Origin of the sequence: Streptomyces sp. NPDC020490 (assembly GCF_044335305.1) — a bacterium.
Classification (GTDB): Bacteria; Actinomycetota; Actinomycetes; order Streptomycetales; family Streptomycetaceae; genus Streptomyces.
Window position 1 is genome coordinate 22,634 of record NZ_JBIRUY010000059.1, and the last position, 10,997, is coordinate 33,630.

Genomic DNA, 10,997 nt, shown 5'->3' on the forward strand with positions numbered 1-10,997 from the left:
ATGACAGTCAACCAGCCCGTCCCGGACACCTTCGAGGACACCCCCGCGAAGGACCGGGACCCCGAGTGGTTCAAGCGCGCCGTGTTCTACGAGGTCCTGGTCCGCTCCTTCCAGGACAGCAACGGCGACGGCGTCGGCGACCTCAAGGGACTGACCGCCAAGCTCGACTATCTGCAGTGGCTGGGCATCGACTGCATCTGGCTGCCGCCCTTCTTCCAGTCCCCGCTGCGCGACGGCGGTTACGACGTCGCGAACTACACGGCCGTACTGCCGGAGTTCGGCGACCTCGCCGACTTCGTGGAGTTCGTGGACGCCGCCCACCAGCGCGGCATGCGCGTCATCATCGACTTCGTCATGAACCACACCAGCGACCAGCACCCGTGGTTCCAGGAGTCCCGCAAGGACCCCGACGGCCCCTACGGCGACTACTACATGTGGGCCGACGACGACAAGCAGTACCCGGACGCGCGGATCATCTTCGTCGACACCGAGGCCTCCAACTGGACCTACGACCCGGTCCGCAAGCAGTACTTCTTCCACCGCTTCTTCTCCCACCAGCCGGACCTGAACTACGAGAACCCGGCCGTGCAGGAGGAGATCCTGGCCGCGCTGCGGTTCTGGCTGGACCTCGGCATCGACGGATTCCGCCTCGACGCCGTGCCCTACCTGTACGCGGCCGAGGGCACCAACTGCGAGAACCTGCCCGCCACCCACGAGTTCCTGCGGCGGGTGCGCCGCGAGATCGACGCGATGTACCCGGACACGGTGCTGCTGGCGGAGGCGAACCAGTGGCCGGAGGACGTCGTCGACTACTTCGGCGACTACGCCGCCGGCGGCGACGAGTGCCACATGGCCTTCCACTTCCCGGTCATGCCCCGCATCTTCATGGCCGTCCGCCGCGAGTCCCGCTACCCCGTCTCCGAGATCCTCGCCAAGACCCCCGCCATCCCCTCCGGCTGCCAGTGGGGCATCTTCCTGCGCAACCACGACGAGCTGACCCTGGAGATGGTCACCGACGAGGAACGCGACTACATGTGGGCCGAGTACGCCAAGGACCCCCGCATGCGCGCCAACATCGGCATCCGCCGCCGCCTCGCCCCCCTCCTCGACAACGACCGCAACCAGATCGAACTCTTCACCGCCCTGCTGCTCTCCCTGCCCGGCTCCCCGATCCTCTACTACGGCGACGAGATCGGCATGGGCGACAACATCTGGCTCGGCGACCGCGACGCCGTCCGCACCCCCATGCAGTGGACACCCGACCGCAACGCCGGATTCTCGTCCTGCGACCCGGGCCGGCTGTATCTGCCCACGATCATGGACCCCGTCTACGGGTACCAGGTCACCAACGTGGAGGCGTCGATGGCGTCGCCGTCCTCGCTGCTGCACTGGACCCGCCGCATGATCGAGATCCGCAAGCAGAACCGTGCCTTCGGCCTCGGCTCCTACCGGGAGCTGCCGTCCTCCAACCCGGCGGTGCTGGCCTTCCTGCGCGAGTACGAGGACGACCTCGTGCTGTGCGTGAACAACTTCTCCCGGTTCGCCCAGCCCACCGAACTCGACCTGCGCGTCTACGACGGACGCCACCCGGTCGAGCTGATCGGCGGGGTGCGCTTCCCGGCCATCGGTGAGCTGCCGTACCTGCTCACCCTCGCCGGGTACGGCTTCTACTGGTTCCGGCTCACCCGGGTGGCCTCCCGCATCGGCCGACGGCCTTGACCATGTGCCGAGGAAAGGACGCGCCGTCATGACGAAGACCGCTTCCCCGCGCCCGAGAACCGTCGGCGCCGCCGGGCCCATGGCCTCCCTGGCCGGGCTGCTGCGCGAATGGCTGCCGCGGCAGCGCTGGTTCGCCGGCAAGGACCGGCCCGTCACGGACCTCGGCCTGCTGTCCATGACCGAACTGTTCACGGGCTGTCTGCACCTGCTGGTGGGCGCCGGCCACACCGGCGTGCCCGGCCCCGGCGGCGACCCGGCCGGCGACTGCTACCAACTGCTGCTCGGCGTACGGCAGCACCTCGCCCCGCGCCTCGGCCGTGCCCTGATCGGCAGGGCCGAGCAGGGCCCGCTGGCCGGGCTCGCGGTGTACGACGCCCTCCAGGACCCCCGGTCGGCGCAACTGCTCCTGGAGCGGCTGCGCCGGCCCGGCACGGCGGGGCCGCTCAGCTTCGAGGCCGACCCGTCCGTCGCGGTACCCGCCGGGCTGGTCCCGCGCGTCCTGGAAGCGGAGCAGTCCAACTCCTCGCTGGTGTACGGCGACGAGTTCATCCTGAAGGTCTTCCGGCGCATCCAGCCCGGCGTCAACCCGGACCTGGAGGTGCCGGTCGCGCTGGCCGCGCAGGGGTGCGGGCGGGTTCCGGCGCCGGTGGCATGGCTGCGCACGACGCACCCGCAGGAGGCGACGCTGGGCGTGCTCCAGCCGTTCCTGCGGGACGCCTCCGACGGCTGGACGCTGGCCCTGCAGGCGCTCGCGTCCGGCGGCGACTTCACGGCCGAGGCCCACCAGCTGGGGCAGGCCACCGCCGAGGTGCACCTCGCGCTCGCCTCCGCCTTCCCCTCGGGGCCGCACGAGGAGAACGCGCGCACGGCGGCGGCGATGGCCGAGCGGCTGGACGCCGCCGCGCACTGCGTCCCGGCGCTGCGCCCCTACGTGCCCGGCCTGCGGACCGCCTTCGGCGCGCTCGTCGCGTGCGATCCCGGGCCGCCCGCCCAGCGCGTCCACGGCGACCTGCACCTGGGTCAGGTGCTGCGGGCCGGCCGGGACTGGTTCGTCATCGACTTCGAGGGCGAGCCGTCCCGTCCGCTCGACGAACGGCGCGGCACCCGGTCCCCGGTGCGTGACATCGCCGGGATGCTGCGCTCCTTCGACTACGCGGCCCGCCAGCGCCGCCCCTGGCGCCCCGAGTGGGCGCGCCGCTGCCGCGAGGCCTACTGCGCGGGCTACGCCTCCCGGGCCGGATGGGACCCGCGCAAGAAGCACGGCCTGCTGCGGGCCTACGAGACGGACCGCGCCGTCTACGAGGTCCTGTACGAGGCCCGGCACCGACCCGACTGGCTCCCCGTACCGATGGCGGCGATCGAACGTCTCGCCGTGAGAGGAGGCTGACACCATGGCCCTGCGCGACACCTCGCCGCCGGAGGCGGCCGGACCCGTCCCCCGCCGGGCGGCCCCGCCCCTGGACCCGGCCGACCGCGAGCGGCTGCTCACCGGCCGGCACCACGATCCGCACGCGCTGCTCGGCGCCCGTCCCGTCCCGGACGGGACCGCCTTCCGGGCCCTGCGCCCCTACGCCCGCGCCGTGAGCGTCGTCGTCGACGGGCGGCGCCACCGGCTGGCGTCGGAGGGCGACGGCCTGTTCTCCGGCGTGCTGCCGCTCGACGCGGTCCCCGCGTACACTCTCGTGGTGACCTACGCGGAAGGGGAGCACGAGACGGAGGACCCGTACCGCTTCCTGCCCGCGCTCGGCGAGTTCGACCTGCACCTGATCCGCGAGGGCCGGCACGAGCAGCTGTGGCGGGCGCTGGGCGCCGAGCCGATGACCCACCAGGGGGTGAGCGGCACCCGGTTCACCGTGTGGGCGCCGAACGCCCAGGGCGTGCGCGTCGCCGGGGACTTCACGTTCTGGGACGGGACCGCGCTGCCGATGCGGTCCCTGGGCGCGTCGGGGGTGTGGGAGCTGTTCCTGCCGGGCATCGGGGAGGGCGCGCGCTACAAGTTCGAGATCACCTCCCGCTACGGCGGCCGGTTCCTGAAGGCCGACCCGATGGCGCGCCGGACGGAGGAGCCGCCCGCGACGGCGTCGATAGTGACGGCCGCGCACCACGAGTGGGGTGACGCGGAGTGGATGGCCCGGCGCGGCGGGACGCCGGTGCACGAGGCGCCGTTCTCCGTCTACGAGGTCCATCTGCCGTCCTGGCGAGCGGGGCTGACGTATCGTCAGCTGGCCGAGCAGCTGCCCGGCTACGTCAAGGACCTCGGCTTCACCCACGTCGAGCTGATGCCGGTCGCCGAGCACCCCTTCGGCCCGTCCTGGGGCTACCAGGTCACGTCCTACTACGCGCCGACCGCGCGGCTGGGCACCCCGGACGACTTCCGGTACCTGGTCGACGCCCTGCACCGGGCCGGCGTCGGCGTGATCATGGACTGGGTGCCGGCCCACTTCCCCAAGGACGACTGGGCGCTGGCCCGCTTCGACGGGGACCCGCTGTACGAGCCCGGTGACACGCGGCGCGCCGAGCACCCGGACTGGGGGACGTACGAGTTCGACTTCGGGCGCACCGAGGTGCGCAACTTCCTGGTCGCCAACGCCGTGTACTGGTGCGAGGAGTTCCACATCGACGGCCTGCGGGTGGACGCGGTCGCCTCCATGCTCTACCTCGACTACTCGCGCGACTCCGGCCAGTGGACGCCGAACGTGCACGGCGGCCGGGAGGACCTGGACGCGGTGGCGTTCCTGCAGGAGATGAACGCCACCGTGTACCGGCGGGCGCCCGGCGTGGTGACCATCGCCGAGGAGTCCACCGCCTGGGAAGGGGTGACCCGCCCCACCGACAGCGGCGGGCTGGGCTTCGGGCTGAAGTGGAACATGGGCTGGATGCACGACTCGCTCGGCTACATCCAGCACGAGCCGGTGCACCGCAAGTACCACCACAACGAGATGACCTTCTCGATGGTGTACGCCTACAGCGAGAACTACGTGCTGCCCATCTCCCACGACGAGGTCGTGCACGGCAAGCAGGCCCTGGTGTCGAAGATGCCCGGCGACTGGTGGCAGCGGCGGGCGAACCACCGCGCCTACCTCGGTTTCATGTGGGCCCACCCGGGCAAGCAACTGCTCTTCATGGGGCAGGAGTTCGCGCAGGGCGGCGAGTGGTCCGAGACGCACGGCCCCGACTGGTGGCTGCTCGACCCGGGCTACGGCGCCGAGGCCGACCACCGGGGCGTGCGCGACCTGGTCCGCGACCTCAACACCGTCTACCGCCGCACCCCCGCGCTGTGGCAGCGCGACAGCGACCCGGCGGGTTTCCGCTGGGTGGCGTGCGACGCCGCCGAGGACAACGTCTTCGCGTTCCTGAGGTTCGACGCCGACGGCGGCCCGCTGCTCGCGGTCTCCAACTTCTCCCCCGTCGTCCGGCACGACTACCACCTCGGCGTCGGCGACGACGTACCCGCCTGGTACGAGATCCTCAACACCGACGCCGCCGCGTACGGCGGCAGCGACGTCACCAACCCCGGTCCCGCCAAGCCGGAGGAGGGCCGCATCCGGCTCACCCTGCCGCCCCTCGCCACGATCTGGCTGTCACCCCTTCCGGCGTAGGCCCCGCGCGAGCCCGGGCGTGGGACCCGGGCAGGTGTCCGGCCGCTCTTCCAGGGCATTCGGAGTCGTACGCCATCCAGGGCCGCAGAAGGGCGAGATCACGTGCGCACCGTCGGAGTGGAGGAGGAACTCCTCCTCGTCGACCCGGAGACGGGTGAACCAAGGGCGCTGTCCGCGGCGGTGCTCGCCCGCGCCGCGCAGGACGACGCGGAGGGGGACGTCTTCGAGAAGGAACTGCACAACCAGATGCTGGAGTTCGCCACCCGTCCGCAGGCGCGGATGGCGGACCTGGGAGCGGAGATCGTGCGCTGCCGCGGGGAGGCCGCCCGGCACGCCGGGGAGATCGGCTGCGCCGTCGCGGCCCTCGCCACCTCCCCGCTGCCGGTGAGCCCGAAGGTCGGGGTGGGCCGGCGCTACCGGTGGATGGCGGAGCAGTACGGCATCGCCACCCAGGAGCAGCTCGTGCTGGGCTGTCATGTGCACGTGTCGGTGGAGTCGGACGACGAGGCTGTCGCGGTCGTGGACCGGATCCGGCCGTGGCTGTCCACGCTGGCGGCGCTGAGCGCCAACTCCCCGTTCTGGCAGGGCAAGGACACCAGTTACAGCAGCTACCGCAGCCGGGTGTGGCAGCGGTGGCCGTCGGCGGGTCCCACCGAGGTGTTCGGTTCCGCCGAGCGCTACCACCGCACGGTCGCCGACATGGTCGCCACGGGCGTCCTCCTCGACGACGGGATGATCTATTTCGACGCGCGCCTGTCCTCGCGGTACCCGACGGTCGAGATCCGGGTCGCGGACGTGTGCCTGCACGCCGACACCGCCCTGCTCGTCGCCGCCCTGGCCCGCGGCCTGGTCGAGACGGCCGCGCGGGAGTGGCGGGAGGGCCGGGCGCCGCTGGAGCACAGCGTGAGCCTGCTGCGACTGGCCGCCTGGCGGGCGGCCCGGTCCGGTCTGGAGGACGAACTGCTGCACCCCGTGACCATGCGGCGGATGCCGGCGGACGCGGTGGTGCGCGCCCTGCTCGACCACGTCGGCGAGGCGCTCGCGGACGCCGGCGACCTGGACCGCGTCCGCGCCACCGTCTCCGGCCTGCTGGAGCGCGGCAACGGCGCCCGCGTCCAGCGGCAGTTGCTGGAGCGGACGGGAAGCCTGCGGGAGGTCGTCGCCGAGTGCGTGCGCCTCACCCAGGGTGAGCCGCTCGGTCCTCGCCGTACCGGTCACAGCAGCAGCACGAGGGCGTAGGCCAGGAAGAACGCGGCACACAGGACGACGAGGCCGAGGATCAGGATCAGGGGTCCCGTGGCCCATCCCTTCGTCGGGTTGTGCGTCTCGCGGGGGCCGGCCCCGGGCATGCTGGACTCCGCGGGCGGGGTCTCACCCGGCCGGGACGCCGCCGCCCGGCTCCAGACCGGTGGTGCGCTCGGGATCGGGATCGGGGCCGGTATGACTCATGTGCCCCGGGTCCCCGGCCGGGATCATCAGCCCGCCGAGTTGCCTGTTCCGGACACCGATCGCCGCCGCCTCGGCTACATTCGAGCACCGCCGATAACAGTTCTCGTCGGCGGTGTCACACTTCGTACACGTCAGGAGCAGCGCATGCGCGACTTCGCCCTCGCTCCCCCCACCGTCTCGCCCCTGACCGGCGGGCTCGCCGACAGCGTCTTCGACGCGGCGGCCCACGACCCCGCACTGCCCCTGATCGCCCGCCGGTCCACCCCCGCCTCGCACGCCTGGGAGGAGGTGACCGCCATACAGGTGCGCGAGGAGGTGGTGGAGCTCGCCAAGGGCCTGATCGCCTCCGGCATCACGCCCGGCCACCGTGTGGCGATCATGGCGCGCACCCGTTACGAGTGGACGGTGCTCAGCCACGCGCTGTGGGCCGTGGGCGCCGAACTGGTGCCGATCTACCCGACCTCCTCGCGCGAGCAGGTGGCGTGGATCCTGCGCGACGCCGACTGCGTGGCGGTCGTCGTGGAGGACGAGCAGGCCGTGATGACGGTCGGCTCGGTGTGCGGCACGCTGCCGCGACTGCGGCATGTGTGGCAGCTGGACGCGGGCGCGTTGCAGGACCTGGTGGCGCGCGGCGCGTTCATCCCGACGACCACGGTCGACTCGCTGCGCCGCATCGTGCTGCCGGACTCCACGGCCATCATCGCCTACACCTCCGGCACCACCGGCCACCCCATGGGGTGCGCGCTCACCCACCGCAGCCTGGCCGCCTCCTGCGACGTGCTGCTCAAGGGCTGGCGGCACACCGTCGCCCCGCCCGGCGAGCAGCCGTCCGTGCTCGCCTTCCTGCCCTTCTCCCATGTGTACGGGATGCTGGTGCAGAGCCTGTGCGTGCGCGGCGGCATGGTGATGGGCCATGAGCCCGACATGAGCGAGGCGGCGCTGGCGGCGAGCCTGCGCTCCTTCCGGCCCACGTATCTGTGCGCCGTGCCGTCGATCTTCGAGAAGATCTACAAGAACTTCCTGCGCGCGTCCCAGGAGGCGGGCCGCGGCACGCTGTTCGAACGGGCCGCGGAGACCGCGCGGGACTTCGCGGCGGCGCAGGAGCGGCAGCGGCTCGGCGAGGGGCCCGGGCCGGGATTCGACCTTCGGCTGCAGCACGCCCTGTACGAGCGGACGGTGTACCGCAAGCTGCGCGCCGCGCTCGGCGGCCGGGTGTGCCGGGCGACCTCCGGCGGCTCCCCTCTGAGCCGTGAACTGTCCTTCTTCTACGAGGGAATCGGCATCTTCGTCAACGACGGCTACGGGCTGACGGAGACCAGCGGCGGCATCACCGCGCAGCCGGTGGGCCGGGAGAAGACCGGGACGGTCGGGCAGCCCCTGCCCGGCACCGACGTCATGGTCGCCGACGACGGGGAGATCCTGGTGCGCGGACCGTCGGTGTTCCAGGGCTACATCAACGACGAGGCCGCGACCCGGGCCGCGCTGCGCGGCGGCTGGCTGGCCACCGGCGACCTGGGGCGGCTGGACTCCGAGGGCTATCTGACGATCACCGGCCGCAAGAAGGACATCGTCATCACCAGCAGCGGCAAGAGCGTCGCGCCGGCCGCCCTGGAGCAGCGGCTGCGGATGCACCCGCTGATCCACCAGGCGGTCGTCGTGGGCGACAACCGGCCCTGTGTCGGGGCCCTGATCACGCTGGACCCGGACTTCCTGGCGTTCTGGCGCGGCTCCCTGGCCCCGCAGCGCGACACGCCGAGCCGCGAGGCCCGCGAGGCCCGGGAGGAGAACACGCTGCGCGAGGAGATCGCCCGCGCCGTCGCCGCCGCCAACAGCACGGTGTCGCGCTCGGAGTCGATCAGGGTCTTCCGGGTGCTGGCCGAACCGTTCGACCAGTCCAACGGGTTGCTGACGCCTTCCATGAAGCTGCGCAGGGACGCCATCGTGCGGCACTACGCGCTGGAGATCGACGCGATGTACCAGGCCCGTTCGCGGTCCCCGAGGCAGAGCGGGCCGGACGAGCTGTCGAGGTGGGACGAGGCGGACAACGTCTTCCGCTGACGGCGCGGTCCCCCCGGCCGGCGGCCCGCCGGTCCCGCGACCGTGACAGCGGTCCCACGTGCCGGTATGAGTAGGCCCCGGCCGCCCGGGAACTTAGGACACGGTAGGGACATGTGAGCCATGACGACACCGCCGTCGACACCGGGCGGAAGGGACCATGACAGCCGAGCCGCGTAGGGACGGAACCCTGACTTCCGAGGACATTCCGCACTGCACCGTCCGTTTCCCGGGTGAGCCGCGAAACGTGACGGACGCCCGCCTGGAGGCGGAGCGGTTTCTCGACGGCCTCGCGCGGGTGACGCCACCGGCGGCGCCCGAGCACTGGGACGACATACTGCTGGTCGTCTCGGAACTGGCGGCGAACGCCGTGCAGTACGCCCCCGGGCCGTTCGAACTGCACCTGCGCAGGACGTTCGACGGCGTGCACGTGGTGGTGCGCGACACCAACACCACGCCCCCGGCACCGCGCCCCTTCGACCCGAGCGGGGGCGGCGGCGGAATCGGCTGGCACCTGATCCACGCCCTGTGCGACCAGGTCAGCGTGATCACGAACGGCGGCGGGAAGGACATCCACCTCTTCCTGCCCTGGTGAGCCGACGGCGCCGCCGGTTCACCGCGACGGCCCGGGCACGGCACGCAGCGGCACCAGCACGCTGATGGTCTTGCCGCCCCCGTCGCGCGTCTCGATGACGATGTCCCGCGCCAGGCGGATGATCAGCGGCCAGCCGTACCCGCTGCCGTGGTGGCCGGCCGGCAGGGCGCCGGAGCCGTAGGCGACGCCCGGCACCACGTCGCTGTTGTCGTGCACGGTGAGCCGTACCCCCTCGGGGACGGCCACGACGTCGAACCCGGCCAGTCCGTCACCGTGCCGGATGGCATTGGTGACGAGTTCCGACACCACGAGGAGGAGGTCGATGACGTCCTCCTCGCGTGCCGTGCGCGCCGCCGACTCCCACTGCTCCCGCACCACCGACCGGGCATGCGCCCGCGCCGCCGCCGCGGTCGTCACCTGCCGGCCGACCGGCGCCTTGTCGGAGGTGCGGTCGCCGCGCCGGGGCGACCGGTCGGCCTGCCTCACGGCTCCGTCACTGCCCCGGGCGTCCGCGGCGGCAGACTCTCGTAGTAGCGGCCCACCGTCGTCAGGTAGGCGGGGTCCATGGTCTCGCTGTCGGTGCGGAACCGGGGCGCCGCCTTCACCTCCGCCCGGCTGCAGGCCACGGTGATCTTGCGGTGCTCGGTGTCTATGCCGGTGACGGCGCCGGCCGGGACGACCGCGCTGCGTCCGAAGACCCAGACGCCCGTGTCGACGACGAGGTGCCGCATGCCCGCGTGCCCGGCCTCCCGGTCCACGTGTCCGATCGTGCCGTCCTCGGCGTCGACGGTGTAGCCGGTGAGGTCCTGCCCCGGCGCGGGGCCGCCCCCCGGCGCGTACGCCCAGATGTTGCGGTTGGTCACGCCGCTCCTTCCTTCCCCGTCGGATGGCGAGGCCTCGGGCGCGGGACCGAAAGGGCGGCGTCCGGAGGCTCCACAGCAGCGGTTACCCGGCTTGCCGCCCCGCATTCGGCGCCGGGCGGCCCTCAGCCCGTCCCGGGGCGGCCCTGACCGCCGATGTCCTGCGCGTCCTGCGCGGGGTCCACCAGGTGGTCGAGGGTGCCGGTCATCTCGAGGACCCGGTCCAGCAGCACGGGGCGGTTCTCCAGCAGCAGGCGGACCCCCTTCTCGTCCGTGCGGCGCCGGATCAGCAGCAGGGCGGCGAGCCCCGAGGAGTCGATGTGGCGCAGGCCCGTGAAGTCCAGGCGCAGCAGGGCCGGCCGGGGCGGCGCCGCCTCCGGCGGGGTGAGCAACGACGTGACGGCGTCCACCAGTTCGGCGTGGGTGTCGTAGTCGAGTTCGCCGTCGACGCGCACGACGGCCGCATCGGGTACGTGCTCGACGGTGAGCTCGAAGGACGGCTGCTGCGAGATGGTCATACGGGTTGTCCTGGTCGCGGGGTGTTCGATGCTCTGAGATGGTCGGCGAGGGCGTCCCGCCCCAACCCTAGACGAGTAAGTCCTATGTCCTGGGCTGACGATCAGGTGTGAACAGAGGGTGTTCAAGATCATGTTGTGACGCAAGATCTGAACACCCTCTTGACCGCACTGTACGTGAAGATCGATGACGAGCTGGGAGGAC

9 protein-coding genes and 1 pseudogene are annotated in these 10,997 nt (G+C 72.1%); 6 read left to right on the forward strand and 4 right to left on the reverse strand.

Translation table 11 applies throughout. The features are described from left to right. The 4 genes from treS (at position 1) to ACH4ZX_RS38225 (ending at position 6,557) form a co-directional block, all read left to right on the forward strand. On the forward strand, positions 1 to 1,719 hold the full coding sequence (gene treS, locus ACH4ZX_RS38210; RefSeq protein ID WP_398283183.1) for a maltose alpha-D-glucosyltransferase: 1,719 nt from the start codon (positions 1 to 3) through the stop codon (positions 1,717 to 1,719). A 28-nt stretch (positions 1,720 to 1,747) separates the two neighbouring features. Then, positions 1,748 to 3,106 (forward strand): maltokinase, encoded by a 1,359-nt coding sequence (locus tag ACH4ZX_RS38215; protein WP_398283185.1) that lies wholly within the window; start codon positions 1,748 to 1,750, stop codon positions 3,104 to 3,106. A 4-nt stretch (positions 3,107 to 3,110) separates the two neighbouring features. After that, a complete protein-coding gene (gene glgB, locus ACH4ZX_RS38220; protein WP_398283187.1) occupies positions 3,111 to 5,318 on the forward strand; it encodes a 1,4-alpha-glucan branching enzyme in 2,208 nt (735 codons plus the stop codon). Positions 5,319 to 5,420: 102 nt separating this feature from the next. Beyond that, positions 5,421 to 6,557 carry a glutamate--cysteine ligase gene (locus ACH4ZX_RS38225; RefSeq protein ID WP_398283189.1) on the forward strand — a complete coding sequence of 379 codons (1,137 nt, stop codon included), beginning with the start codon at positions 5,421 to 5,423 and terminating at the stop codon, positions 6,555 to 6,557. On the opposite strand, the pseudogene ACH4ZX_RS38230 reads toward ACH4ZX_RS38225, so the two are convergent. After that, positions 6,533 to 6,767, reverse strand: a pseudogene (locus ACH4ZX_RS38230) (DUF6480 family protein). The gene ACH4ZX_RS38225 and the pseudogene ACH4ZX_RS38230 sit on opposite strands and share 25 nt — an antisense overlap. Before the next feature lie 144 nt (positions 6,768 to 6,911). Between ACH4ZX_RS38230 and ACH4ZX_RS38235 the strand changes: the two are divergent. Both ACH4ZX_RS38235 and ACH4ZX_RS38240 read left to right on the forward strand, forming a co-directional pair. Beyond that, entirely contained in the window at positions 6,912 to 8,825 is a 1,914-nt protein-coding gene (locus tag ACH4ZX_RS38235; protein WP_398283191.1) for an AMP-dependent synthetase/ligase, read from the forward strand. Positions 8,826 to 8,982: 157 nt separating this feature from the next. After that, entirely contained in the window at positions 8,983 to 9,417 is a 435-nt protein-coding gene (locus ACH4ZX_RS38240; RefSeq protein WP_398283193.1) for an ATP-binding protein, read from the forward strand. Positions 9,418 to 9,435: 18 nt separating this feature from the next. Here the strand turns inward: ACH4ZX_RS38240 and ACH4ZX_RS38245 are convergent, their stop codons facing one another. The 3 genes from ACH4ZX_RS38245 to ACH4ZX_RS38255 all read right to left on the reverse strand — a co-directional run bounded on the left by ACH4ZX_RS38245 (position 9,436) and on the right by ACH4ZX_RS38255 (position 10,795). Continuing rightward, positions 9,436 to 9,903 carry an ATP-binding protein gene (locus ACH4ZX_RS38245; RefSeq protein ID WP_398283195.1) on the reverse strand — a complete coding sequence of 156 codons (468 nt, stop codon included), beginning with the start codon at positions 9,901 to 9,903 and terminating at the stop codon, positions 9,436 to 9,438. Then, positions 9,900 to 10,280, reverse strand: coding sequence for a PRC-barrel domain containing protein (locus tag ACH4ZX_RS38250; protein ID WP_398283197.1), 381 nt, complete (start codon positions 10,278 to 10,280; stop codon positions 9,900 to 9,902). Before ACH4ZX_RS38250 ends, ACH4ZX_RS38245 begins: the two co-directional genes overlap by 4 nt. 122 nt (positions 10,281 to 10,402) lie before the next feature. Beyond that, entirely contained in the window at positions 10,403 to 10,795 is a 393-nt protein-coding gene (locus ACH4ZX_RS38255) for an STAS domain-containing protein (protein ID WP_398283199.1), read from the reverse strand. Positions 10,796 to 10,997 lie beyond the last annotated feature (202 nt).